Source organism: Kaistia defluvii (genome assembly GCF_040548815.1).
Classification (GTDB): Bacteria; Pseudomonadota; Alphaproteobacteria; order Rhizobiales; family Kaistiaceae; genus Kaistia; species Kaistia defluvii_A.
In genome coordinates this window covers 2,494,618-2,520,106 of sequence record NZ_JBEPSM010000001.1, presented here as the reverse complement: position 1 = coordinate 2,520,106, position 25,489 = coordinate 2,494,618, and the positions used below count along the sequence as shown (strand labels likewise).

22 protein-coding genes are annotated in these 25,489 nt (G+C 64.6%); 18 read left to right on the top strand and 4 right to left on the bottom strand.

The window, feature by feature from the left end; translation table 11 throughout:
- Positions 1 to 7: 7 nt before the first annotated feature.
- Positions 8 to 1,201 carry an efflux RND transporter periplasmic adaptor subunit gene (locus ABIE08_RS11780; protein ID WP_354551142.1) on the bottom strand — a complete coding sequence of 398 codons (1,194 nt, stop codon included), beginning with the start codon at positions 1,199 to 1,201 and terminating at the stop codon, positions 8 to 10.
- Between the two features lie 151 nt (positions 1,202 to 1,352).
- Between ABIE08_RS11780 and ABIE08_RS11775 the strand changes: the two genes are divergently transcribed.
- Together ABIE08_RS11775 and ABIE08_RS11770 are read left to right on the top strand one after the other, a co-directional pair.
- On the top strand, positions 1,353 to 2,036 hold the full coding sequence (locus ABIE08_RS11775; RefSeq protein ID WP_354551140.1) for a response regulator: 684 nt from the start codon (positions 1,353 to 1,355) through the stop codon (positions 2,034 to 2,036).
- A 22-nt stretch (positions 2,037 to 2,058) separates the two neighbouring features.
- Entirely contained in the window at positions 2,059 to 3,126 is a 1,068-nt protein-coding gene (locus tag ABIE08_RS11770) for an ATP-binding protein (RefSeq protein WP_354551139.1), read from the top strand.
- 236 nt (positions 3,127 to 3,362) lie between these two features.
- Here the strand turns inward: ABIE08_RS11770 and ABIE08_RS11765 are convergent, their stop codons facing one another.
- A complete protein-coding gene (locus ABIE08_RS11765; RefSeq protein WP_354551137.1) occupies positions 3,363 to 4,004 on the bottom strand; it encodes a TetR/AcrR family transcriptional regulator in 642 nt (213 codons plus the stop codon).
- A 381-nt stretch (positions 4,005 to 4,385) separates the two neighbouring features.
- Here ABIE08_RS11765 and ABIE08_RS11760 point away from each other — a divergent pair, with 381 nt between their 5' ends.
- The 7 genes from ABIE08_RS11760 (at position 4,386) to ABIE08_RS11730 (ending at position 13,311) form a co-directional block, all read left to right on the top strand.
- The gene (locus ABIE08_RS11760; RefSeq protein ID WP_354551136.1) at positions 4,386 to 5,501 is read left to right on the top strand and encodes a sugar ABC transporter substrate-binding protein; all 1,116 of its coding nucleotides are present in this window, start codon (positions 4,386 to 4,388) and stop codon (positions 5,499 to 5,501) included.
- Positions 5,502 to 5,644: 143 nt separating this feature from the next.
- Positions 5,645 to 6,613 carry an ABC transporter permease gene (locus tag ABIE08_RS11755; protein WP_354551134.1) on the top strand — a complete coding sequence of 323 codons (969 nt, stop codon included), beginning with the start codon at positions 5,645 to 5,647 and terminating at the stop codon, positions 6,611 to 6,613.
- Between the two features lie 6 nt (positions 6,614 to 6,619).
- Positions 6,620 to 8,125, top strand: a complete 1,506-nt coding sequence (locus ABIE08_RS11750; RefSeq protein WP_354551132.1) for a sugar ABC transporter ATP-binding protein — start codon at positions 6,620 to 6,622, stop codon at positions 8,123 to 8,125.
- A 12-nt stretch (positions 8,126 to 8,137) separates the two neighbouring features.
- Complete coding sequence (locus ABIE08_RS11745) at positions 8,138 to 9,079, top strand: ABC transporter permease (protein ID WP_354551131.1); 942 nt, start codon at positions 8,138 to 8,140, stop codon at positions 9,077 to 9,079.
- Positions 9,076 to 10,119 carry a zinc-dependent alcohol dehydrogenase gene (locus ABIE08_RS11740; RefSeq protein ID WP_354551129.1) on the top strand — a complete coding sequence of 348 codons (1,044 nt, stop codon included), beginning with the start codon at positions 9,076 to 9,078 and terminating at the stop codon, positions 10,117 to 10,119. Before ABIE08_RS11745 ends, ABIE08_RS11740 begins: the two co-directional genes overlap by 4 nt.
- Before the next feature lie 94 nt (positions 10,120 to 10,213).
- On the top strand, positions 10,214 to 11,713 hold the full coding sequence (locus ABIE08_RS11735) for an aldehyde dehydrogenase family protein (RefSeq protein WP_354551127.1): 1,500 nt from the start codon (positions 10,214 to 10,216) through the stop codon (positions 11,711 to 11,713).
- Complete coding sequence (locus ABIE08_RS11730; RefSeq protein WP_354551125.1) at positions 11,713 to 13,311, top strand: GMC family oxidoreductase; 1,599 nt, start codon at positions 11,713 to 11,715, stop codon at positions 13,309 to 13,311. The genes ABIE08_RS11735 and ABIE08_RS11730 overlap by 1 nt, the downstream gene beginning before the upstream one ends.
- Positions 13,312 to 13,383: 72 nt before the next feature.
- Here ABIE08_RS11730 and ABIE08_RS11725 read toward each other — a convergent pair whose 3' ends face one another.
- The gene (locus ABIE08_RS11725) at positions 13,384 to 14,202 is read right to left on the bottom strand and encodes an aldo/keto reductase (protein ID WP_354551124.1); all 819 of its coding nucleotides are present in this window, start codon (positions 14,200 to 14,202) and stop codon (positions 13,384 to 13,386) included.
- Between the two features lie 228 nt (positions 14,203 to 14,430).
- Here ABIE08_RS11725 and ABIE08_RS11720 point away from each other — a divergent pair, with 228 nt between their 5' ends.
- From ABIE08_RS11720 to ABIE08_RS11710, 3 genes are read left to right on the top strand one after another with little or no spacing between them, the layout of a single operon-like run.
- A complete protein-coding gene (locus ABIE08_RS11720; RefSeq protein WP_354551122.1) occupies positions 14,431 to 16,017 on the top strand; it encodes an acyl CoA:acetate/3-ketoacid CoA transferase in 1,587 nt (528 codons plus the stop codon).
- The gene (locus ABIE08_RS11715; protein ID WP_354551120.1) at positions 16,014 to 16,802 is read left to right on the top strand and encodes an enoyl-CoA hydratase/isomerase family protein; all 789 of its coding nucleotides are present in this window, start codon (positions 16,014 to 16,016) and stop codon (positions 16,800 to 16,802) included. Before ABIE08_RS11720 ends, ABIE08_RS11715 begins: the two co-directional genes overlap by 4 nt.
- Positions 16,803 to 16,853: 51 nt before the next feature.
- Positions 16,854 to 18,113, top strand: coding sequence for a glycerate kinase type-2 family protein (locus ABIE08_RS11710; RefSeq protein WP_354551119.1), 1,260 nt, complete (start codon positions 16,854 to 16,856; stop codon positions 18,111 to 18,113).
- Between the two features lie 99 nt (positions 18,114 to 18,212).
- On the opposite strand, the gene ABIE08_RS11705 is transcribed toward ABIE08_RS11710, so the two are convergent.
- Complete coding sequence (locus tag ABIE08_RS11705) at positions 18,213 to 19,229, bottom strand: aldo/keto reductase (RefSeq protein WP_354551117.1); 1,017 nt, start codon at positions 19,227 to 19,229, stop codon at positions 18,213 to 18,215.
- Between the two features lie 204 nt (positions 19,230 to 19,433).
- On the opposite strand from ABIE08_RS11705, the gene ABIE08_RS11700 reads away from it, so the two are divergent.
- From ABIE08_RS11700 to ABIE08_RS11675, 6 genes are all read left to right on the top strand, one after another.
- Positions 19,434 to 20,579: an acyl-CoA dehydrogenase family protein gene (locus tag ABIE08_RS11700; RefSeq protein WP_354551115.1), complete on the top strand. Its 1,146-nt coding sequence runs from the start codon at positions 19,434 to 19,436 to the stop codon at positions 20,577 to 20,579.
- On the top strand, positions 20,576 to 21,355 hold the full coding sequence (locus tag ABIE08_RS11695; RefSeq protein WP_354551113.1) for a 3-ketoacyl-ACP reductase: 780 nt from the start codon (positions 20,576 to 20,578) through the stop codon (positions 21,353 to 21,355). Before ABIE08_RS11700 ends, ABIE08_RS11695 begins: the two co-directional genes overlap by 4 nt.
- A gap of 9 nt (positions 21,356 to 21,364) precedes the next feature.
- On the top strand, positions 21,365 to 22,513 hold the full coding sequence (locus ABIE08_RS11690) for a dihydrodipicolinate synthase family protein (RefSeq protein WP_354551111.1): 1,149 nt from the start codon (positions 21,365 to 21,367) through the stop codon (positions 22,511 to 22,513).
- Positions 22,514 to 22,523: 10 nt separating this feature from the next.
- Positions 22,524 to 23,384, top strand: a complete 861-nt coding sequence (locus ABIE08_RS11685) for a sugar phosphate isomerase/epimerase family protein (RefSeq protein WP_354551109.1) — start codon at positions 22,524 to 22,526, stop codon at positions 23,382 to 23,384.
- Between the two features lie 81 nt (positions 23,385 to 23,465).
- Positions 23,466 to 24,212 (top strand): electron transfer flavoprotein subunit beta/FixA family protein, encoded by a 747-nt coding sequence (locus ABIE08_RS11680; protein WP_354551107.1) that lies wholly within the window; start codon positions 23,466 to 23,468, stop codon positions 24,210 to 24,212.
- Between the two features lie 80 nt (positions 24,213 to 24,292).
- Complete coding sequence (locus tag ABIE08_RS11675; protein ID WP_354551106.1) at positions 24,293 to 25,222, top strand: electron transfer flavoprotein subunit alpha/FixB family protein; 930 nt, start codon at positions 24,293 to 24,295, stop codon at positions 25,220 to 25,222.
- Positions 25,223 to 25,489 lie beyond the last annotated feature (267 nt).

Sequence of the window (25,489 nt, the reverse complement as noted above, 5' to 3'; positions counted from 1 at the left end):
GCTATCCCTAGATTTCGTTCTTCGGCGAGGCGGGCTGATAGGGGACCAGCTCCAGCGGTTGGCCGCTTTCGGCGCGATCCTGGCCCTGCACGACCACGGTCTCGCCAGCCTTCAGGCCGGACAGGATCACGTATTGACGGTCGACCAGCGCCCCCAGCTCGACGTGTCGGCTGACCGCGGTTTTGTTGTCTGCAATGACCGTCAGCTGGGCCCGTCCCGACGGATCCCGGCGCACGGCCTCCTGCGGCACGGTCAAGGCATTCGCATAGATGGCGCTGGGCACCCTGGCGCGCAGATACATGCCCGGCAGCAACTGCCGCGCCGGGTTAGGCACCTCCACGCGCATGGCGATGCTGCCGGTGCCGGGATCGACGGTACTGTCGGAGAAGAGAAGCTTGCCCTGGGATTCGTAGGGCTTGCCCGTGATCGTCAGGATGTCGACCGGAAGCGCGCCGGCATCCTCCCTCGATCCGCTTTCCAGCATTTCCTCCAGCAGCTCCCGACGCATCGAGGGCTGACGGACATCGAGATAGACGCGGTCGATCTGCTGGACGACGGCAAGCGCCGTCGCGGCGCCGACGGAAGCGAGGCTGCCCTCGGTGACGAGGGCTTGGCCGATGCGCCCTGTGATGGGACTGCGGATCGATGCATGCGACCGTTCCAGTTCGCGGCGCCTCAGGTTGGCCCTGGCCTCCGCGACACTTGCGCGAGCTTGCGCCAAGGTCGCGGTCGCATCGCCGAGCGCGGCGGCGCTCACGGTCTGCGCGGCCGCGAGTGCCTGGACCCGTTCGTGCTTGTTGGTTGCGTTGAGGAGATCCGCCTCCGTGCGGGCCAGGACGGCGGCAGCCGCTTCGACGTCGGCTTCGAACGGCGCCGGATCGATCTGGAACAGGGGCTGGTCGGCCAGCACCTCGGAGCCTTCGGTGAAGAGCACCTTCTGGATGATGCCGTTCACCTGGGGACGAATCTCGGCCGTTCGCAGGGCTGAGACGCGCCCCGGAAGTTCGTCATAAACCACCACGCGGCGTGGCTGTGGCGTCTGCACGGCAATGCGGACGGTGGCGGTCTCGGTTTGCGCCTGCGCCGTCGCGCTATCCTTCCTCTGGCTTTCCCCACCGTCCGTGCAGGCGGAGAGAAACATCGCCGTGGCGGCGACGAGCGCGTGTATCTGGGGGTGGCAAAGGCGCATCGTCGCGGTCATCCTCTATGGCAGTCCTTGAGCAGGGCTCGCGCCCTCTATCGATCCGCCGGGTTGACGCCGTGTGGAGGGTATGTCGCGACTTGATGGAGAAAGGCCGAGACCTCTCGACGCGAGCCACGCTGGATGGCATCCCTTGTCGAAGGAGACCGCCATGACAGCCCTCGTTCTGATAGCCGAAGACGACGACGAGATTTCAGCGATCCTGGACGCCTATCTCGTTCGGGAGGGGTTTCGGACGGTGCAGGCGCGCGATGGCCGCACGGCTCTCGACCTGCACCTCGCGCTGAAGCCGGACCTCATCCTTCTCGACATCACGATGCCCCGAATTGACGGATGGGAGGTGTTGGCGGAATTGCGACGCCGGGGAAACACCCCCACCATCATGATCACAGCGCTCGACAAGGACATCGACCGACTGCAGGGCCTGCGCATCGGCGCCGACGACTATGTGGTGAAACCCTTCAACCCCATCGAGGTTGTCGCCCGCTGCAAGGCCGTCCTCCGCCGCTCGGGCCTTGCGACCGCGGCGGGCATCCTGCGGGTCGGCGATCTCGCTATCGATCTCGATGCCTATCAGGCAAAAGTCGGCAATGACGCCGAAGCAATACGGCTCGCGCTCACGCTGACTGAATTCCGTATCCTTGCCCATATGGCGCGAAGCCCGATGAAGGTTTTCACCAGAAGCGAGTTGTTGGATGCCTGCCTGCCTGGATCCGATGCACTCGACCGCACGGTGGACAGTCATGTCAGCAAGCTTCGTCGGAAGCTCGAACAGGCGGGAGCTCTCGGCTTGCTGCCTGGGGTGCGCGGCATAGGCTACAGGCTGTCGGCCTGACGGGATGGGGCCTCGCACCGGATTGGGCCGGCAGATCCTCCTCGCCATGTTGGCGATCTCCGTGACGGCCGGCGTGCTCGTGTTCTTCGGGACCTATTTCCTCTACAGCGCGATCCTCGCTATTTTCCCCGCTCCAGAGGCGTCGGACAGCTGGCTTACCGCGACGGACCTCGGCATCCTGGGCCTCGTGATCCTTGTAACGCTGCCGATCGCAGCCCTGGTCTCCCTGCGTCTCGCGCGTCGTATCCTGGAGCCGCTGGAATCGCTTGCCCTCAGCGCACGCCGGATCACCGCCGGCGACCTCTCCTCGCGCGCATTCCCTGGCGAGCGGGCACTCGGGGAAACCGCCGCGCTGATCGACGACTTCAACACGATGGCGCAGAGACTTCAGGACATGGCTGCCGACATGGCCCTGTGGAACGCGACAATCGCGCATGAGCTACGCACCCCGCTGACCATCCTGAAGGGACGCATGCAGGGTATGATCGACGGCGTTTTCGAGCCAGACGAACGCTCTCTTCAGGGGCTGATCCTGCAGGTGGACGGGTTGGCGCGCCTCGTCGAGGACCTGCGGACAGTGACACTGGCCGACAGCGGCCATCTGGATCTGCGTATCGAGCCGATCCGTCTCGCGCCGGAAATCCGGCAAATGGCCGAGCTGATGGCGCACGACCTCAGGGCCAGCGGCTTTCGCCTGGAGCTCGACCTTGCCGATCTCGTAGTGGATGTGGACCCGACACGTATCCGTCAGGCCCTGCTGGCGCTCGTCACCAACGCGCGGCGCTATGCGGTTCGAGGCACGATAACGATCCATCTTGCCGAAGGCGACGGCGACATTTTGCTGGGCGTCGCCGATGAGGGGCCGGGACTATCGCCCGAGATGGCAACGCGGGTATTCGATCCGTTCGTCCGCGACGATCCGGTGCGGTCCCAGGAGCTCGGCGGCAACGGGCTCGGGCTGTCGGTCGTGCGCGCCATCGTGGAGGCGCATGGCGGACGCCTTCGCTACCGCAGCGCGCCGCAGGGCGGCGCGCTGTTCGAGATGATCTTTGCAAAGCCAAAGCGTTCCCAGGCCGCGCACGATGCATGATGTTCGGGCGCGTGGGCCTTGTGCCCAAGGTTTAAAGCCCGGGCATCATCTGGTCTTCTCGCGCCTCTCGATGGGAGACCTCTGAACTTCGGCAAACTGCCCAGCTAGGCTGGATCTGGCGATACACTTGTTGGCGTCTTTGCCAGACGCCGACGACGTGGAAAAGAAATAGGCTGGCGAACGAGACGTGATCGAGCCGTAGCCGGCCTGCGATGCTCTCGCGTAACAACAACGCCCTATTTACAGACAAGACGTCTTATTGTGTCGATATTGAACGCCAGGCGGTCGTCCAGCGCCTGTGCTGTCATCAGGTCCTTCTCGAACACGATTGAACCGGTGAAGCGGTTGTTGAGATAATAGTAGCCGATCGCCGCGATGGTGATGTTGAGCTGGACCGGGTCGATGCCCGGCCGGAACACGCCCTCCCGCACCCCGCGTTCCAGCAATTGCTCGACCAGGGTCACCACCTTGCGGCTGACGACGTGGATCACCTGCGACTTCTTCAGGTGCTTGGCCTTGTGCAGGTTCTCGCTGTTGACCAGCGTCAGGAATTCCGGATTGGCGAGATAGTAGTTCCAGGTGAAGCGGACCAGCGTGTCGAGCGCCGTCCCGGCGTCGAGATGGTCGAGCTGCAGCTTCTGCTCGGCCATCCGGATGTCGGTATAGGCGTCCTCAAGCACGCGCTGGAACAGCGCTTCCTTGCTCTCGAAGTAGTGGTAGATCATCCGCTTGTTGGCTTTGGCCCGCTCGGCAATCAGGTCCACGCGTGCGCCCCCCAGACCGTTCTTGGCGAATTCCTTTTTTGCCGCTGCCAGGATTCGCTTCTGGGTCGCCTCAGCATCGCGGGCACGCGGTTTTTCAGTGGTGGACGTGACCATCGCTTTTTCGGTTTCCCCTTCTTCCGTTCATCACTCTTAGCGTTTTGCCGCCGAGCTGCAAAGCAACGACCGCCGCCCTGCCGATCGGCCCGCCATGGCGCATGGCCGCTGCGCCGGAACGCTCCCGGATCCGTTGTCAGGCGTGCTCCAGGCCGTCGCTCTCTAGCATGCCGTCCGATTAAGATGAACTAATGGGATATTTACAACGAGGCGATGGGACGAGCCTTCCTGCCCCATCGACGCGATTGACAGGGGGAATTCATCCCAGTAACTAGTTAGTGCAATAGGCCCCTCGTGACGGCGATGCGTGGGTGGGTCCGCGTCGACCGGGAGCCGGAGGGGCATCGTTCGTTTCGGGATGGTTTTCACAGGGAGGAACCAATGTCGTTCATCAAGGATTTCATCGAGAAAGAAACACTGAGCCGGCGTAATTTCATGCTGGCCTCGGCTTTCGGCCTGACTGGCGCCGCCGCTGCGTCGATCATCGGGGCGGGCCGGGCGCAGGCCGCCGGCGCGATCGAGGACCCGACGATCGCCTGGTCCTATCGTGACCGCACCAACCCGTACTGGAATTCGATCGTCTCGGGCGGCGAGTCCTTCGTCGAGAGCCTCGGCAAGCCGAAGAGCGCGCTGGTGCACCTGATCAACGAGGGCAGCAGCGAGAAGTCACTCGCCGACGTCAAGGCGCTGCTCGGCAAGACCGACGGCAAGCTGGCGCTCGCCATCGACACCAATGACTCGCCGAATGCGCGTCCCGTCGTCGAGGCCGTCGTTGCCAAGGGCGCCTATGTCTCGACGATCTGGAACAAGACCGACGATCTGCATCCGTGGGATTTCGGCGACAATTACGTTTCGCATATGAGCTGGTCGGATGTCGGTCCGGCCGAGCAGACCGCGACGATCCTGTTCAAGGCAATGAACGGAAAGGGCAGCATCGTCGGGCTGGGCGGCATCGCCTCCAACAATCCGGCGATCGAGCGTCGCAAGGGCCTCGACAACGCACTGAAGAATTTCCCCGACATCAAGCTGCTCGACTACCAGGCCGCCGACTGGGACACCCAGAAGGCGAACAGCATCATGTCGAGCTACCTGACCCGCTTCGGCGACGAGATCACCGGCGTGTTCTGCGCCAATGACACGATGGCCTATGGCGTGCTCGAGGCGCTGCGTGCCGAGGGCCTGGCCGGCCAGATCCCTGTCGTCGCCTATGACGGCAATGCCCAGGCGGTCGATCTCGTGATTGCCGGCGAATTGCTCGCCACCGTCTACACCAACCCGCATTGGGGTGGCGGCATCACCGCCGCGCTGGCCTATTACGCGGCGACTGGCGCCTTCAAGCCGTCGGAAGAGCCGCATGAGCATCGCGAGTTCAACGGCCCGACCATCCTGATCTCCAAGGCCGACGCCGAAGACTTCAAGAAGAAGTACATCGACGCGACCCCGACCTATGACTGGAAGGACTTCTGGGGTCCCTCCAACGGTCCGATCACCTACTGAGCCCGTCGTTACCGCGCGACCCCGCAGGGGAGGCGCCCGGTCGCGGGCGTCTCCCTTCGCCTGCCGCTGTCATGGCGGCAAGCCGGGCGGCGCATAGGCGAGGCTGAGCGACATCCAGGCCGCGCGTCCTCCAGGAGCCAAACATGCCGAACCTGTCCTTCCGTGGTGGGGATCTCCAGCGCTGGGCGCCGCTCTTGGTGCTCGTGGCGCTGGTTGTCTTCTTCTCCATGGTCAATCCGAACTTCTTTTCCCTGAAGAACTTCGCCCGTATCGGCATCTCCGCGACGCCGCCGCTGATGATCGCCGTCGGGGCCACCTTCATCATCATCATGGGGTCGATCGACCTGTCGATGGAGGGGGCGGTTGCCGTCTGCGCCGTCGTCTTCGCCAGCATCTTCATGGCGTTGGGCGGAACGCTTGGCGGCTGGGGTTGGCTGGCGCTTCCGGCCTGCCTGCTGGTCGGCGCTGTCTGCGGTCTCGTCACCGGCGCCGTGCATGTCGGGCTGCGAATTCCCTCCTTTATGGCCAGCCTCAGCATGGGCTTCGTCGGCATCGGCCTGTCGCTGATGATGACCGGCGGCGACCGCATCCGCGTCGAGGACCCGCTGTTCCGCTCGCTGCTGACTCAGCGCTTCCTCGGCTTTCCGCTGATGGTGCATGTCGCCTTCGTCGTGCTGCTGTTCGCCTGGTTCATCCAGAGCAAGACCACGCTCGGTCGCAATTTCTACGCCGTCGGCGGCGGCGAGGACCTGGCGCACGCCTCCGGCCTCAATGTCCGCCGCGTCCGTATCGCCGGCTTCGCGCTGGCAGGCGTGTTCTATGCCTTCGGCGCGCTGTTCGCCGTGGCGCAGCTCGGCATCGCCGAGACGGCGACCGGCTACAATTTCATGTTCGTCTCGATCACCTCGATCGTCGTCGGCGGCACCGCGCTCTGGGGCGGCAGCGGCGGCGTCTGGAACACGCTGGTCGGCGTGCTGATCGTCAACGTCATCAATAACGGCATGATCGTCATGGGCCTTCCTCGATACGTGCAGGACGGCGTCCTCGGTCTCTTGGTCATCATTGCCGTCGTGCTGTCGACCGACCGCAAATCCCTCGCTTTCGTGAAGTGACCGCCAATGTTCGAGCTTAGGAAAGTCGAGAAGCGCTTCCCGAATGTGCGGGCGCTGAAGGCGATCGATTTCGAGATCCGCCAGGGCGAGATCGTTGGCCTGGTCGGTGAGAACGGCGCCGGCAAGTCGACACTGATGAAGGTGATCTACGGCGCCTACCAGCATGATGGCGGCGAGGTGCTGAAGGATGGCATCCCCGTCCGCTTCGAGAACCCGCGCCAGGCGATGCAGAAGGGCATCGGCATGGTGTTCCAGGAGCAGTCGCTGATCCCCAATCTCAGCGTCATGGAAAACATCTTCCTCGGCTTCGAGCAGCAGTTCGTGAAGCTCGGCGTCGTCAACTGGAAGAAGATGGCGGCCGCCGCCCGCTTCCAGCTGGCCAAGGTCAAGCTCGATATCGATCCCCGGATCATCACCGCGAAGCTTTCCTTCGCGCAGCGCCAGCTGGTCGAGCTCGCCAAGGTGCTGACGCTGGAGGAGCGCGTCGATGGCGATCTGGTGATCCTCCTCGACGAGCCGACCTCGGTGCTGGCCAAGGAAGAAGTCGAGTTGCTTTTCAAGCTGGTGCGCGAACTGCGCTCGCGCGCCGCCTTCATCTTCGTCTCTCACCGGCTCGACGAAGTGCTGGAGCTGACCGACCGCGTCTATGTGATGAAGGATGGCGAGGTCGTCGACCATGTCGTCTCGGCCGAGGCGAGCGCGGAGAGCATCCAGCGCAAGATGGTCGGCCGCGACATCAACAAGGAATACTACCGCGAAGAGAAGCAGCTTCCCTATGACGCCAGTCGCGTGCTGGTCGAATTGCGCAACGCCACGGTTCCGGGCCAATACAGCAATGTCTCGTTCCAGCTTCACGCCGGCGAGGTGCTGACGCTGGTCGGCACGGAGGGTTCGGGCCGCGAGGCGATCCTGCGCACCATCTTCGGGCTGCAGAAGCTGGTGCTGGGCGACCTCGCCATCAAGGGACGCAAGGTCGAGAGCTTTTCCGCCGAAGCGAGCGTTGCCAGCGGCGTCGGCTACATCCCGCGCGAGCGCAAGGTCGAGGGCATCGTCGCGGGCATGAACGTCTACGAGAACATCACGCTCTCGCAGATGGGCAATTACAGCCGCTTCGGCTTCCTGCGGATCGGCGACGAGAAGGCGACCGCTAAGGACTGGATCGCCAAGCTGTCGATCAAGGCGTCATCGGAGATGGCCGATTGCGGCAATCTCTCCGGCGGCAACCAGCAGAAGGTCGTTCTCGCCAAATGGCGCAGCGGCGGCTCCGACATCATTCTGCTCGACCATCCGACCCGCGGCCTCGACATCGGCGCCAAGGAGGACGTCTACGAAATGGTACGGGCGATGAACGCGGACGGTGCGGGAATCGTCCTGATCGCCGACACGCTGGAAGAGGCGATCGGGCTCTCGCACACCATCCTCGTCGTCAAGGACGGCGCCATCCAGAAGCGGTTCGATTGCAGCGCCGGGACCAAGCCGTCGCTGTTCGATCTCGTTCATTTCATGATCTAGGGGCGCGGACGGATGAACCTTCATAATCTCAAGAAGCACTTCCCTTGGATGACGCTGGTCCTGCTGGCGCTATTCGTCGGCATCCTCGATCCCAACTTCCTGCGGCTGGAGAACCTGATCGATCTGGCCGGCGATATCTCGACGCTGTTCATCATGGCGCTTGGCATCACCTTCGTCATCTATATCGGCAGCATCGATCTGTCGGCGCAGTCGGTCGCCAACATGATCACCGTGCTGGCGACGCTGCTGCTCGTGCACATTGGCGCCTTCGCGGCGCCGGTCTGCATCGCCATCGGCGCGCTGTTCGGTTTTGTCTCCGGCCTGGTCTCGACGCGGTTCAAGGTGCCGTCCTTCATCGCGACCCTCGCCGTCGGCGGCATCGCGCTCTCGGTCGGCCAGTACGCCTCGGGACAGAAAGCGCTCTACATGGACGCCACCCTGCGCGAGCAGGCATTCGGCTGGATGATCGGCACCACGGCCGGACTGCCGCGCGAGATGATCATCGCGCTGGTGCTGCTGGTGGTCGCGCTGGTGATCGAGCGGCGCACCGTGCTCGGCCGCGCCCTGAAGGCGATCGGCGCGGGCGAGCCGGCAGCGGTTGCCTCGGGCCTGCAGGTCAACCGCTACAAGATGATTGCCTTCGCGATCTCCGGTGCCTTCGCCGCCATGGCGGGACTGTTGTTCGCGGTCAAGCTTTCCGGCGGTTCCCCGGTGATGGCGAACGGCTTCCTGCTGCCGGCGATCGTGGCCGTGCTGGTAGGAGGCACGCCACTGACGGGCGGCGTCGGCGGCGTGCTCAACACCTTCATCGGCGCGCTGATCGTCGCCGTGATCCGCACCAGCATGCTCTATCTGAACGTGCCAGCCACAGCACAGCAGATCTTTTTCGGCCTCGTGCTCGTCGGTGCCATCGCCATCACCATCGATCGCACGAAGGTGAGGACGGTGAAGTGAGCGCGGTTCCCTCAATGATGCGCGCGGCGGTATTGGTCGCGCCCGGCCGGTTCGAGATCCGCGAGGTTCCGGTGCCTGCGGTCGGCCGCGACGATGTGCTGATCCGGGTCGAGCGCTGCGGCATTTGCGGCACCGACATGCACATGTTCAATGGCCACTACGCGGCCGAGAGCCTGCCGATCATTCCGGGTCATGAATTCGCCGGTACGGTCGCGGCCATCGGCGCGGATGTTCGCGGCTTTGACGAAGGCGACCGGGTCGTCGCCGACATCAATATCGGCTGCGGCCATTGCTTCTACTGCCGCCGCAACGAAGTGCTGAACTGCGCCGAAGTCCGGCAGGTCGGCATCTCGCGGGACGGTGCCTTCGCCGACTATGTCGTGATGCCGTCGCGGCTGGTGATGGCCGCGCCTGCCGACGCGCCCTTCGATCTCCTGGCGCTGGTCGAGCCGATCGCCTGTGTCGTCAGGGCGGCGCGCAAGGCCAATGTCCGCTTCGGACAGTCGGTGCTGATCCTTGGCGCCGGGCCGATCGGCAATCTGCATATCCAGATGATGCGCCTCGTCGGCGCCGCGCCGATCCTGGTCGCCGAACCCTCGGCAGTGCGTGGCGCCATGGCGCTGGAAGCGGGCGCCGATGTCGTCATCTCCGATCCGGCGACGCTGCGCGAAACCGTGCTGAAGCATACCGGCGGCCGGGGCGCCGATATCGTCATCGAGAGCGTCGGCCTGCCGGCGCTTTATGCCAAGGCGTTCGAGCTGATCCGGCCAGGCGGTCATATCGCTGCCTTTGGCATTGCCGGTCCGGCCGACACCGTGCCGCTGCCGCTGCTCGCCACCGTGCTGCGCGAAAATTCGATCAAGGGCTCGGTCGCCGGCATGGGCGAGGACATGCATGACGCGCTGACACTGCTGGCGCATGGCCGTTTCCGCACGGAGGCGTTCCGCGCTCGCAGCTTGCCGCTGGCCGAAATCCAGCAGGCCTTCGAGACGCTGCCACGCCATCCAGAAGCGCTGAAGGTTCAGATCGTCGTGGCCTGACGCCGGGTCTTGTTGTAACGGAATGGTTACTGGGTAACGTTGGTTTGTGATGTGCGGTCGCCAAGGCGTGTCGGGCGTGGGTAGGAGAATGATGATGGACGTGAACTCTGCAGTCTGGACGGTGCCGGCGCGAGCCCGCGAATTCGGCTTCTTCGTCGATGGGCAATGGGCGGAGGCGGGGGATCGTCCCATGTCCGAGCGCAAGAGCCCCGCGCATGGCGTTGCCGTCACGCGCACCGTCCGTTGCACCAAGGCGGATATCGACCATGCCGTCCGCGTGGCTCGCACGGCGTTCGAGGATCGCCGTTGGTCGGGCCTGCCGGGCGGCGAGCGGGCGAGCGTGCTGCTCAAGGCCGCTGCCGGCATCCGCGCCCGCGTCGAGGAACTCGCATTGCTGGAGTCGCTCGAAAGCGGCAAGCCGATCGGCCAGGCGATTGGGGAGATCGAGGGCGGCGCGAACATTTTCGAATATGCCGCCGGCGCGGCGCGGGCGCTGCATGGCGACGCCTTCAACAATCTCGGCGACAACATGCTTGGCCTGGTGACGCGTGAGCCGATCGGTGTCGTCGGCCTGATCACGCCGTGGAATTTCCCGTTCTTCATCCTGTCCGAGCGGGTGCCGTTCATCCTCGCCGCCGGCTGTACGATCGTGTCGAAGCCAAGCGAAGTGACGTCGGCGACAACGCTGCTGCTGGCCGAGATCCTCTCCGACGCCGGCCTGCCGGCTGGCGTGTTCAACGTCGTGACCGGCAGCGGCAGCGAAATCGGCCAGGCGCTGGCCGAGCATGCTGACGTCGACATGATCTCGTTCACCGGCTCGACCGCGGTCGGCCGCAGCGTGCTGCTCGCCTCGGCCGGCAATTTCAAGAAGGTCGGCCTGGAACTCGGCGGCAAGAACCCGCAGGTGGTGTTCGCCGATGCCAATCTGGACGAGGCCGCTGACGGCGTTGTCTTCGGTATCTGCTTCAATGCCGGCCAGTGCTGCGTCGGCGGGAGTCGTCTCGTCGTCGAGAAGTCGATCGCGGCCGAGTTCGAGGCGCTGGTCGCCGCCAAGATGGCGCGGGTTCGGATCGGTGATCCGCTCGACCCGAACACCCAGATGGGCGCCATCGTCACGGCGGCGCAGAACGCGACCATTCTCGACTATATCGAGGCCGGCAAGCGGGAGGGCGCTCGGCTGGTCTGCGGCGGTGAAGCCTATCCGAGCGATGCAGGCCAGTTCGTCCGGCCCACCGTCTTCGCGGATGTAACGCGCGAGATGAGCATCGCGTCGGAGGAGATCTTCGGTCCGGTGCTCACCATCTCGACCTTCGAGACGTTCGACGAGGCGATGGCGATCGCGAACGACACCATCTATGGCCTGGCGGCCAGCATCTGGACGAGCAATCTCGACAAGGCGACCGATGCGTTCCGCCGCATCCGCGCGGGCCGCGTCTGGGTCAACACGACGATCAACAACGGGCCGGAACTGCCACTCGGCGGTTTCAAGCAGTCCGGCACGGGCCGCGAAGCCGGCATCTATGGTGTCGAGGAGTACACCGAGGTCAAGGCGACGCATATCGCGCTCGGCCGTCGCGAGCCCTGGGTGTCGTGATGGCGGCGAAGGGCTACGATTACGTCATCGTCGGCGGCGGTTCGGCCGGCTGCGTCATGGCCAGCCGGCTGAGCGAGAATCCGGACGTTCGCGTCCTGCTGCTCGAGGCGGGCGGCCGCGACACCAACCCCTACATCCACATGCCGGTCGGCTTCGCCAAGATGACGACGGGGCCGTTGACCTGGGGGCTCGTCACCGCACCGCAGAAGCACGCGGGGAATCGCGAGATCCCCTATGCTCAGGCGCGCGTGCTCGGCGGCGGCAGCTCCATCAATGCCGAGATTTTTACCCGCGGCGTGCCGGATGACTATGATCGCTGGGCCCATGACGAAGGTTGCGACGGCTGGTCGTTCCAGGACGTGCAGCCCTATTTCCTTCGTTCGGAAGGCAATGAGATCCTTGCTTCCGGCTATCACGGCACGGAGGGGCCGCTCGGCGTCTCCAACATCCGCGATCCGCAGCCGGTAACTCGTGCCTTCGTCCAGGCCTGCCAGCAATATGGCATGCCCTACAATCCGGACTTCAATGGCCCGGTGCAGGAGGGGGCGGGCGTCTATCAGACGACGATCCGCAATGCCAGGCGCTGCTCGGTCGCCGTCGGCTATCTGCGCCCGGTCATGGGGCGGCCGAACCTGACCGTCGAGACGGGCTGTCTGACGACGAAGATCCTGTTCTCCGGCAATCGCGCCATCGGCGTCGAATACCGGCAGGACGGCGCGCTGAAGAGCGTACGCGCCGATCTGGAGGTCGTGGTCACGGCCGGGGCCATCGGCTCGCCGAAGATCATGCTGCTTTCCGGCGTCGGTCCGGCCGATCATCTCGGTGCGCTCGGCATCGATGTGGTGCAGGATCTCCCCGGCGTCGGCGAGAATTTGAGCGATCATTTTGGCATCGACATCGTCTACGAGCTGAAGACCGCCGACAGCCTCGACAAATACAACAAGCTGCACTGGATGCTCTGGGCTGGCCTGCAATACACGCTGTTCAAGTCCGGGCCGGTGACGTCCAATGTTGTCGAGGGCGGTGCGTTCTGGCGACAGGATCGCTTGCTGGCCAACCCGGATCTGCAGTTTCATTTCCTCGCCGGCGCGGGCATGGAGGCCGGCGTGCCGGCGATCCAGTCCGGTTCCGGCTGCACGCTCAACTCCTACACGCTGCGGCCGAAGAGCCGCGGCACGGTCAAGCTGCGCAGCAGTCGGCCGGAGGACAAGCCGATCGTTGATCCGAACTTCATCGCCGAGCCGGACGACCTCCGCGTTTCGGCCGAGGGCGTGAAGATCAGCCGCGAGATCATGAACCAGCCGGCTTTCGCCAAATATGTCCGGCAGGAGCATTTCCCGGGCAAGAACGTGCGAACCCAGGCGGATTTCGAGAACTATGCGCGCCAGTACGGCCGCACCTCGTATCACCCGACCGGCACCTGCAAGATGGGCGTCGACGAGATGGCGGTGGTCGATCCGCAACTGCGCGTGCGCGGGCTGGAGGGCATCCGCATCTGCGATTCCTCGATCATGCCGAGCCTGATCGGCTCGAACACCAATGCCCCGACCATCATGATCGCCGAAAAGGGTTCCGACTTGATCCGGGGAAATCGCTGAGCAGGCGTTCAGCCTCCTTCTCCTCTCCCCACTGCGGCGCTCCTTGGAGCGCCGCTTTTCTTTGCGAGGAGGTCAGTCCCATTCGGGCGCGGTCGGCACTTTCGCCTTGTCTACACAGCGATAGCCGGTCGCGCGCATGGCATCGATACGGTCCATGTCGATGCTGGAGAGCGTGAAATCCATCACGTCGAAATTGGCGCGGATGTTGTCTGGCTTGGTCGACATCGTGTTGATCGGCACGCCCTTCTGCAGGATCCAGCGCAATACGACCTGCGCCGCCGACTTGCCGTAGCTCGCGCCGATCTCCGCGAAGAGCGGATATTTGAACACTTCGCCGCGCGCCACCGAGCAATAGGAGGCCAGCGGAATGCCGGTCTCCGTCGCGGCCTTCAGCAGGATCGACTGGTCAAGCAACGGGTGGAACTCGACTTGATTGGTGATGATCGGTTCATCGAGCAGGCTGGCCGCTTCGCGCATCATCGTCGAGGTGTAGTTGGAGATGCCGATATGATCGGCGAGGCCCTGGCGCTTCGCCTTTTGCAGCAGGCGGAGCGAGACGGTATTGTCGCCGTCATAGGCAGGCCAGTGCAGCAGCAGAGCATCGACGCGGTCGAGGCCCAGCTTCTTCAGGCTCCCTTCCACCGAGGCCAGGAAGAGCGCATCGGTGAAATTGTCGGGATGGACCTTGGTCGTGATGCAGATCTCGTCGCGTGGCAGGCCGAGGGCGGCGATTGCAGCGCCGACTTCCGTCTCGTTGTTGTACATTTGCGCGGTGTCGAACGCGCGATAGCCGACCTTGGCAGCCTCGGCAACGGCGCTGGCAAGCGTGTCGCCCGTCAGCGGAAACGTGCCGAACGAGCGCTGATAGGTCTGTTGGAAATACAGGTTCATAAGCTACCTCCCTCATTATGTAACTAATCAGTTATTTACAGCAGTCTGAGCGGAATTGCATTCAGGGATTGTCGCGAAACAGCGATTTCCTCGCCTCGCGGCCATGCAGGATCCGACGCAACCGGCTCCGACAAAGCGGGCCAAGGGCATTTTGCCCCTTGCGAGGGGCGCAGGGATTTTTTAGGGTAATAACCAACTGGTTACTTAAATAGCGCGTCCGGAGGAATGATGTCCAAGTTGCGAGCCGCATCGGAAGTGGCGGCCCTGATCAGGGATGGGGCGATCGTCGCTGTGAATTCGTCGAGCGGCCTCGCATGCCCTGACGCGGTGCTGGCCGCGCTTGGCGAACGCTACCGCAGCGAAGGCGCGCCGCGCGGCCTGACCACGATCCACCCGATCGCGGCCGGCGACATGTTCGGCACCAAGGGCGTCGATCATCTTGCCCAGCCGGGCATGATCTCGACGATCATCGGCGGCTCCTATCCCTCGGGTCCGTCCTCGGCCGAGCCGCCACTGATCTGGCAGATGCTTGGCCGCAACGAAATCGCCGCCTACAACATCCCGAGCGGTGTGCTGTTCGATATCCTGCGCGAGGGGGCCTCGAAGCGCCCGGGCGTCCTGACCAAGGTCGGACTGGAGACCTTCGTCGATCCTGACAACCAGGGCTGCGCGATGAACGAGCGCGCCCGCGCCAAGCCCGTGGTGAGCAAGGTTCAGTTCGCCGGCGAGGAGTGGCTTTATTTCCCGTCGATCCAGCCGGATGTGGCGATCATCCGCGCCAGCACCGCGGATGAACGCGGCAATCTCACCTTCGAGCATGAAGGCGCCTATCTCGGTGCGATGGAGCTGGCGCTGGCCGGCCACAATAGCGGCGGCATTGTCATCGCGCAGGTGAAGCGGGTCGCGCAGGCCGGCACGCTTCGCCCGCATGATGTCCGCGTGCCGGGCATCCTCGTCGACTATATCGTCGAGGTCCCGGACCAGTTGCAGACGACGGCAACCGAATATGACCCGGCCATTTCAGGCGAGCTGTTCCGGCCGCTCGATACCTTCAGCCTGCCGCCCTTCGACGTCGCCAAGGTGATCGCCCGTCGAGTCGCGCAGGAATTGCAGCCCGGCTGGGCCGTCAATATCGGCTTCGGCATTTCGGCCAATGTGCCGCGCATCTTCCTGGAGGAGGGGCGGCATGGCGACATCACCTGGGTGATCGAGCAGGGCGCGGTCGGCGGCATTCCGCTGCTCGATTTCAAGTTCGGTTGCTCGTCCAACGCCGAGGCCTTCGTCGCCTCGCCGCACCAGTTCGCCTATTTCCAGGGTGGCGGCTTCGACGCGTCGCTCTTGTCCTTCCTGCAGATCGACCGGCACGGCTCGGTCAATGTCTCGCAACTCTCGGCTCGGCCGCATGTGACGGCAGGCGCCGGCGGTTTCGTCGACATCACGTCGCGCGCCCGCAAAATTGTCTTCTCCGGCTATTTCAACGCCGGCGCCAAGTTCTCTATCCATGATGGCAAGCTGTCGATCGACAAGGAGGGCAAGGTGGCGAAGATAGTCGACGCGGTCGAGCACATCTCCTTCTCCGGCCAGCGCGCGATCGCACAGGGCCAGGACGTTACCTATGTGACAGAGCGCTGCGTGCTGAAGCTGAAGCCGGAAGGCTTGATGGTGACCGAAATCGCCCCCGGCATCGACCTGCGCAAGGACGTGCTGGAACGTGCGGAGACGCCGTTGCATGTGGCGCCGCACCTGAAGCAGATGGACGCGTCGCTTTTTCATCCGGAGAAGGTCGGGCTGCATCCGGTCCGGGATGCGGCATGAGCGACGCGTCCGAACCTCCGGTGCGGTTTGAGCAGGACGGCGCCATTGCCATCCTGACGCTGGCGCGGCCCGACAAGCTCAACGCGCTTGACGAAGCGGCAGTCGAAGCGCTCGGCTCGCTCTGCCGCCGCATCGAGCGCGACGAGACCATTCGGGCCGTGATCCTGACGGGGGAGGGCGGCAAGGCCTTCTCCGCCGGCGGCGATATCGGCGGCTGGAGCGGCAAGACGCCGCTCGAGTTCGGCCGCTTCTGGCTGCGCGAGGGCCATGCGGTGTTCGACGCGCTGGCGCGGCTGCGCCAACCGGTGATCGCCGTCCTGAACGGTCATGCGCTCGGCGGCGGCCTGGAACTGGCGGCGGTGGCGGATCTGCGCATCGCCGAGAGCCATGTGAAGCTCGGTCTGCCCGAGGCCGGGCTGGGCATCATTCCCGGCTGGTCGGGTACGCAGCGCGCCGTGCGCCGCTTCGGCGCCTTGGCCATTCGTCGGATGGCCTTGTTCGGCGAGGTCTTCGAGGCGCAGGCGGCGTTGGAGCTTGGCCTCGTCGATGTCGTGGTGGCGACCGGTGAGGGGATGGCCGAAGCGAAGCGGTTGGCGGCGAAAGTCTGCGAACGCGCGCCGGTCGCGACGGAACTGACCAAGATGCTGATCAATGCCGCCGAGGGCGAGGAGCGCGAACGCGTGCTGGAGACGATGGCCGGCATGTTCGCCGCCTCGACGGAAGATCTGGCCGAGGGCGTCGCCGCCTTCCGCGACAAGCGCAGACCCGGCTTCACAGGCCGCTGAAGCCGCCATCGAAGTCTGCCACAGAAGCCCGCTTGGACGAACCGTCAGATCATGTTCGAATCCCGTGCCTTTTTGACATCGCTGTTTCAGGCGGCGGTCTCCGCTGCCGACCCGGACATGGCGATCCGACGGTTTCTTCCCGAGCGTCCCAAGGGACGCACGATCGTCGTGGGCGCCGGCAAGGGTGCGGCGCAGCTTGCCCGCGCATTGGAGCGGAACTGGGATGCGCCGCTCGAAGGCGTCGTCGTCACGCGATACGGTTTCGGTGTCGCCTGCGAGCGAATCCAGGTGATCGAGGCAGCGCATCCCGTTCCCGACGAAGCAGGGCTGGCTGCATCGGCTCGATTGTTCGAGGCCGTTCGGAACCTGACCACCGATGATCTGGTGATCGCGCTCATTTGCGGCGGCGGTTCCGCGTTGCTGCCGGCTCCGCCGGCCGGACTGGGTCTCGCCGACGAGATTTCCCTCAATCGAGCGCTGCTGGCATCGGGGGCGCCGATCTCGTCCATGAATGTCATTCGCAAGCATGTCTCGTCGATCAAGGGCGGGCGCCTGGCGCTGGCCGCGGCGCCGGCTCGAGTCGTGAGCCTCGTTGTTTCCGACATTCCCGGCGATAATCCGGCCTATGTCGCGTCCGGTCCGACGATCGCCGACGCAGCGGGGCGGGCCGAGGCTCTGGCGGCGGTTCGTCGCCATGCGCTGGTGCTTCCGGCGAATATCCTTAGCCATCTCGAAGGCGAGGCGGCCGATGCGCCCATGCCCGATAATCCAGGCTTTGCGCGGAACAGCGTCCATGTCATCGCCTCGGCCGCTGTCTCGCTCGAGGCGGCGGCGCGCGTCGCCGCCGTGGCAGGGATCGAGCCCGTCATTCTTTCCGATGCGATCGAGGGCGAGGCGCGCGAGGCGGCGCGGGTTCATGCCGCCATCGCTCGGGAGGTGGCCCATCGCGACCGACCTTTCCGCAAGCCTGCCGTCCTCCTTTCCGGTGGCGAGACGACGGTGACAGTGGTCGGGGCGGGAAAAGGGGGGCGCAACACGGAGTTCCTCCTGTCGCTCGCGCTCGACCTAGACGGCGTCGAGGCGATTTCTGCGTTGGCTGCGGATACGGATGGGATCGATGGCAGCGAAGACAATGCCGGCGCCTTCGCCGATGGCGGCACGATCGGCCGCTTGCGCGATGCCAGCCTCGATCCGGCGGCTCTGCTCCGCGACAACGACGCCTGGACGGCATTCGCGGCGCTCGGTGATCTGTTTGTCCCCGGTCCCACGGGCACCAACGTCAATGATTTCCGAGCCATCCTGATTCGTTGAGGTGGAGGGACGGCTCGCTTGAGTGGGCGGCCTCGCGCCATGCGCCGATGTTCGGCCGGTGGCGCAGCCCGCCCAGTCCTGGGCGGGCTGCGTTGATGGTCAGGCGGGGGTGGGTGCGTCCTCGCGCAGCAGTCCCTGCTTCTTCAATTCGACCCAGAAATCGCCCGGGATTTCGTGGCTGAACCAGCCGAGATTCTTCTGCAATTGCTCGACGGTTCGGGTGCCGGCGATGAAGGACGGAATCGCCGGATGAGCCGTGGCGAACTGCATCGCCGCGGCCGGCAGCGGCACGTCGTAGTCGCGGCAGACCTGCTCGATCTTGCGAACGCGGTCGAGGATTTCGGCCGGGGCGGGCGCGTAGTTGTAGCGGGCGCCCTCGATTGCGCCGGTCGCCAGGATGCCGGAATTGAAACCGCCGCCGATCACGACCGCCGCGTTTCGCTCGACGCAGAGCGGCAGAAACTTGTCGAGCGATTCCTGCTCCAGCAGCGTGTAGCGGCCGGCGAGCAGGAAACAGTCGAAATCGCGCTGCTTCAATGCCTCGTAGCAGACCTCCCATTCGTTGACGCCGACGCCGATCGCCTTGACGAGGCCCTGGTCGCGCAACTCCGATAGCGCCTTCCAGGTACCGTCCATCGCCTGGCGAAACACCTCGGGCTGCTCAGCGCCGCGTGTAAACACGTCGATGTCGTGGATGAAGCAGATGTCGATGCGCTCCAGCGCCAGCCGCTGCAGCGAATCCTCGAATGAGCGCATCGTGCCGTCATAGGAATAGTCGAACACCATTTCATTGGCGGCGGCGTTGTTCCAGGGCGAGAAATCGATTTGGGAACGCTTCGCCGGCTTCAGCAGCCGGCCGACCTTCGTCGACAGCACGAAATCGTCGCGTTCCTTCCAGCGCAGCGAGTGGCCGCAGCGCAACTCCGACAGGCCGTGGCCGTACATCGGCGCGGTATCGTAGTAGCGGACGCCGGCATCCCAGGCCGCCTGGATCATTCCGTCGGATGTCGCCTCGTCGATGGGGCGCGCAAAGTTGCCGATCGGGGCCGTGCCAAAGGCAAACGGCGTCACCTCCAGATCGGTGCGTCCGAATTTCACTCGCTTGGATGGCTGCATGGACTTCCTCCCTTGAAAAGTAACTATTTAGTTATTTAATGCGACGGAGGATGGCAAGAGGGCGCGCGGCAACTCCGAGGATCTGCCAGCCATTTCGCGGCGGGGGCGACTCGAACATTGCAAATCGCGAGGCTCGCCCGCTTGACCGCATGCAGAGCCGATGATAGCCAGTAACTAGATAGTTACATAAGGGGTCATTTTGAGATGTTTGTGACGGAGACGCACGAGCAGGTTCGCGACATGGCACGCCAGTTCGCCGACGAGGTCATCCGGCCGGTCGCTGTCGACCTCGATCGCGACGAGCGCTTTCCCGGCGAGATCTTCGAACAGATGGGCGATCTCGGCCTGTTCGGCATTGGCGTTCCCGAGGCGCTCGGCGGCCCTGGCTTCGATACGCTGGCCTATGCGCTCGTCATGGAAGAACTGTCGCGCGGCTATGCCTCGGTCGCCGACCAGTGCGGCCTCGTCGAATTGATCTCGACGCTTCTGGTGCGCCACGGCACGCCGGAGCAGCAGGCGCAATGGCTGAAGCCGGTGATGTCGGCCCGCACCAAGGTTGCCTATTGCCTGACCGAGGCCGAGGCCGGCAGCGATCTCTCGGGCTTGCGCACCACGGCGGACCGCGACGGCGCCGGCTGGAAGCTGAATGGCGGCAAGATCTGGATCCACAACGCGCCAGTCGCCGATATCGGCTTCGTGCTCGCGCGCACCGACAGGAACGCCGGCCATCGCGGCATGAGCATCTTCATCGTCGATCTGAACGCCAAGGGCGTCGAGCGCGGTCCAAAGGAACACAAGATGGGCCAGCGAGCGAGCCAGGTCGGCGCGCTCAACTTTTCCGACGTGACGCTGCCTCCTGAGGCGCTGCTCGGCGAAGAGGGACGCGGCTTCCACATGATGATGAGCGCGCTCGACAAGGGCCGCGTCGGCATCGGATCGCTTGCCGTCGGCATCGGCCAGGCCGGCCTCGAGGCGGCGCTCGACTACGCCCAGCAGCGCAAGCAGTTCAACGCCAAGATCGCCGATTTCCAGGGCGTGCAATGGCTGCTCGCCGATATGGCGAAGGATATCGAGGCGGCGCGGCTGCTGGTCCAGAGCGCGGCGGTGAAGATCGATCGCGGCGAGAACGCCACCAAGGCCTGCTCGATGGCCAAATGCTTTGCCGGCGACATGGCCGTGGCGCGTACAGCAGATGCCGTACAGATCTTCGGCGGCAGCGGCTACATCCGCGGCTTCGAGGTCGAGCGTCTCTATCGCGACGCCAAGATCACGCAGATCTATGAAGGTACCAACCAGATCCAGCGCATGATCATCGCGCGCGAACTGGTGAAGCATGGTGCACGCGGATGACCGGAGCGCGACAGGCGGCGCTGGTTACCGGAGCGAGCCGGGGCATCGGCCTCGGCGTCGCGCTTGCACTCGGCGCGCGCGGCTTCGACGTCGCGCTGAACGGCTTCGTCGACGATGAGGAACTGGATCGCGCCGCCAGCGCGGTCATGGAAACTGGCGCGCGCGTCGTCAAGGTGCCGGGCGATGTCAGCCTGCTCGCCGGCCATGACGGGCTGCTGCAGCAGGCGGAAGCGGCGCTCGGTCCGCTCACCACGCTGGTCAACAATGCCGGGGTCGGCGTGATCTCGCGCGGCGACCTGCTGGATGTGACGGAAGAAAGCTATGACCGCTGCATGGCGATCAACGCCAAGGCGCATTTCTTCCTGACGCAGGCGTTTGCCCGCCGGCTGCTGTCGCGCAATCGCGCCGACGGCCGCTTCTACAGCATCGTCAACGTCACTTCTTCCAACGCAACCGCCGTCGCGGTCCAGCGCGGCGAGTATTGCGCCTCCAAGGCCGCCGCCGCGATGATCTCCAAGGTTTTCGCTGTGCGCCTCGGCGCCGAGAACATTGCCGTTTATGACGTTCAGCCCGGCCTGATCGAGACCGACATGACGCGCGCGGTGACCGAGACCTACCGGCGCCGCATCCGCGAGGAGGGGCTGACGCTGTTGCCGCGCATGGGCCAGCCGAAAGATCTCGGCCGGATCGTCGCAACGCTTGCCGAGGGCTCGCTGCCCTACACGACCGGCCAGGTTATCTCCGCCGATGCCGGCATGCTTGTTTCCCGCTTCTGAGGAGTTCCGATGGATATCCAGCTTCCTGATCCCAAGGGTCGCCTCACGGCCTACACGCTCGTTGGCAAGCCGATCGAGACCGCGTCCTTCTCGCGCGATTTCAACCGCACGGTATTTTCGGCTGCCCATGTCGTCGCCGATCCTTTTACCGCGCGCGATCCCTCCGGTCCCGCCTCGATCGACTGGGACGCGACGATGGCGTTTCGCCGTCATCTTGCCGATCTCGGGCTTGGCATCGCCGAGGCCATGGACACGGCGCAGCGCGGCATGGGGCTAGACTGGGGCGGCGCCCTCGAACTGATCCAGCGCACCAAGCGGGAAATCCCCGATGCGCTGGTGTTCAACGGCGCCGGCACCGATCATCTCGACCCGAAGGACGCGCGGACGCTGGACGATGTCCGCCGCGCCTATGCCGAGCAGATCGAGGCGATCCAGAAGGTCGATGGCCGCATTATCCTGATGGCGAGCCGCGCGCTTGCCCGCGTCGCAGCCAGCCCGCAGGACTATGTCGACGTTTATCGTGATGTGCTGGCGCTTTGCGACGAGCCGGTGATCCTGCACTGGCTCGGCGACATGTTCGATCCAGCGCTCGCGGGCTACTGGGGAACGGACTCGTTTGACGGGGCGATGGAAACGGCGCTCGCCGTGATCGCGGAAAGCCAGGCCAAGGTTGACGGCATCAAGATCTCGCTGCTCGACAAGCAGAAGGAGATTGATATGCGGCGTCGCCTGCCGGCCGGCGTCAAGATGTATACGGGCGATGATTTCAACTACCCGGAGTTGATCGAGGGTGACGCGCAAGGTTTTTCGCACGCGCTGCTCGGGATCTTCGATCCGCTCGGTCCGGCGGCGGCTTTCGCAATGTCGCAGTTGAGCGCAGGCGATACGGCCGGATTTCGCGAGGTCCTTGATCCGACTGTGCCGCTGGCGCGACTGATTTTTCGCGCGCCGACGCAATACTACAAGACCGGCGTCGTCTTCCTCGCCTGGCTGAACGGCTTCCAGAAGCATTTCATCATGCTGAACGGTGCCCAGGCCATGCGTCCCTTGCCCTATTTCACCGAGATCTTCCGCCTCGCCGATCAATGCGGTCTGCTGCGTGACCCGAATCTGGCCGTGGCGCGGATGCGATCGCTGCTTACTGTCTACGGCGTCTGAGGGCAATCGGGTGCGTGATTTCTCGCAGGATCATTCAGCCCTGGCGCTGAACACCGCGACCCTTGGCCACAATGTCGAGGGTCATGGCGCTGGCTGGTCGCCGGAGCGGGTAATCGACGCCTGCGCCGAGCGCGGCTATGGCGGCATCGTGTTCTGGCGGCGCGAGATCGGTTCGCGCGCCGTCGAGATCGGCGAGCGGGCGCGGGCGGCAGGCCTCGCCATTCCAGGGCTTTGCCGGACGCCCTTCCTCGTCGGCCCCCTGGCGCCCAAGCCGGATGCGGCGATGTTCGACGATCTGCATGCATCGATCGACATGGCCGCCGATCTCGGGGCGGCCTCGCTGACGATCTGCGTCGGCGGCGTGATCGAGGGGTCGCATTCGATCGGCGACAGCCTGAAGCGGGTTACGGAGATCGTCGCCGAGGCCGCCCCGCGCGCTGGCGCAGCCAATGTCCGGCTGGCGCTGGAGCCCCTCAATCCGGTCTATGGCGGCAATCGGTCTTGTCTGGTGACGGTGCGCGATGCCGTCGACATGGTGGAAGCGATCGACCATCCGGCGATCGCGGTGGCCATCGACGTCTATCACGTCTGGTGGGACCTCTCCCTTGCAGCCGAATTGCAGCGTCTCGGCAGCGAGCGTATCGCCGGCTTCCACCTTTGTGACTGGCTCGCCGATACCCGCGATGTGCTGCTCGATCGCGGCATGATGGGCGATGGCGTTGCCGACCTGAAGGGGCTGCGCCGCGCCGTCGAGGACGCCGGCTATGTCGGGCTCTGCGAAGTGGAGGTGTTCTCCGCCGACAATTGGTGGAAACGCGGCCCCGCCGAGGTGCTGGATATCTGTGTGGAACGGTTCCGGACGCTCTGCTGAGCGGACTGTGGCGGGCCCGTGAGCCCGGATTGCGAGAAGCGGACGGCCCTGGCGGCTCCCGTTGAAGGAAAGGTATTCCCGATGAAGATCCTGGTGCCCGTCAAGCGGGTCGTCGATTTCAACGTCAAGATCCGCGTCAAGCCGGACGGCTCCGGCGTCGACCTTCAGAATGTGAAGATGTCGATGAACCCGTTCGACGAGATCGCCGTTGAGGAAGCCTTGCGGCTGAAGGAGGCCGGCAAGGAGGAGGTCGTGGTCGTCTCCATAGGCCCGGCAAAGGCCGAAGAGACGCTTCGAACCGCGCTCGCCATGGGCGCGGATCGCGCCATTCTCGTCGAGACGGATGACGCGGTTGAGCCGCTCGCCGTGGCCAAGATTCTCAAGGGGGTCGTGGAGACCGAGCAGCCGGGTCTGATTCTCCTGGGCAAGCAGGCGATCGACGATGATTGCAACCAGACCGGCCAGATGCTGGCCGCGTTGCTTGGCTGGGGGCAGGGCACCTTCGCTTCCAAGGTCGAACTGTCCAGCGATGCTGTCTCGGTGACGCGCGAGGTCGATGGCGGATTGCAGACGGTTTCGCTGCGGCTGCCGGCGGTCGTTACGACGGATCTGCGCCTGAACGAGCCGCGCTATGCCTCGCTGCCCAACATCATGAAAGCCAAGAAGAAGCCGCTCGACCGCAAGACGCCTGCTGACTTCGGCGTCGCCACGGCCGCGCGGCTACGGATCCTCAGGACCGAGGAACCGGCCCGCCGCGTTGCCGGCGTCAAAGTCGGGTCCGTTGCCGAACTGGTCGACAAGCTCAGGACCGAGGCCGGCGTTCTCTAGGGATCGGCCCATCTCGTTTTCTTCACGCGAACCGCTGAGCGCTTCGCTCGGAACCGCTTCAGGTCCGAAAGGGTAACATCATGGCCATTCTTCTTCTCGCAGATCACGACCTTGCCGGGCTTGCCGGCCAGACCGCACGAGCTCTGACGGCGGCGCTGCAGATCGGCGGCGACGTGCATATTCTGGTGGCGGGCGTGAATGCGCGTCCCGCTGCCGAGGCGGCGTCGCGGCTCGCCGGCGTTGCAAGAGTGCTGCTGGCGGAAAGCGCAGCTTTCGAGCACGCGCTGGCCGAGCCATTGGCGGACCTGATCGTCTCGCTGGCGCCTGGCTATGACACGATCCTCGGGGCAGCCACCTCGACCGGCAAGAACGTGCTCCCCCGCGTCGCAGCGCTTCTCGACGTGGCGCAGGTCTCCGATATCGTCGAGGTCGGGTCGGCCGACACGTTCAAGCGGCCGATCTATGCCGGCAACGCGATCCAGACCGTGCAGGCGACCGACGCCACCCGGGTGATCACCGTGCGCACGGCCAGCTTCGCTGCAACGGGCGAAGGCGGCAATGCGCCGATCGAGCCGGTTGAAGCTGTGGCCGAGTGCGCGCTTTCACGTTTCGTCGGAGAGACGACCGCCATCTCCGACCGGCCGGAACTGGCCTCGGCCCGTGTGATCCTCTCCGGCGGCCGCGCGCTCGGCTCGCTCGAGAAATTCAATGAGCTGATCCTTCCCGTCGCCGATAAGCTCGGCGCGGCCGTCGGCGCGTCGCGCGCCGCCGTGGATGCCGGCTACGCACCGAATGACTGGCAGGTCGGCCAAACCGGCAAGATCGTCGCGCCGCAGCTCTATATCGCGGTCGGAATCTCCGGCGCGATCCAGCACCTTGCCGGCATGAAGGATTCGAAGGTCATAGTCGCCATCAATAAGGACGTGGACGCTCCGATCTTCCAGATTGCCGACTATGGCCTCGTCGCCGACCTGTTCGTCGCGCTGCCGGAATTGGAAAAGGCGCTCTGAGCCCCTCTTCCATCCAGGGTACCTTTCGCTCGGTGGATCTGTTGACAGGGGGAACGACACTGAAGTGCCCCTGCAATGGTCGACTTTCCGGAACCAGAGCGGTTGACGATTCTGAGGGGCTCGCCCGCCGCCATCAGAAATAGGCTTTCTGCCGGTAGAGGCGACGTCCGATAGAAGACAATCGAAGGGTTTTCGGCTCGGAGCCTGAGTCAGATACTCGCCTATGCAGTCTCTGAAGCTATGCATTTGGGCGGATTGAAGTTTTGA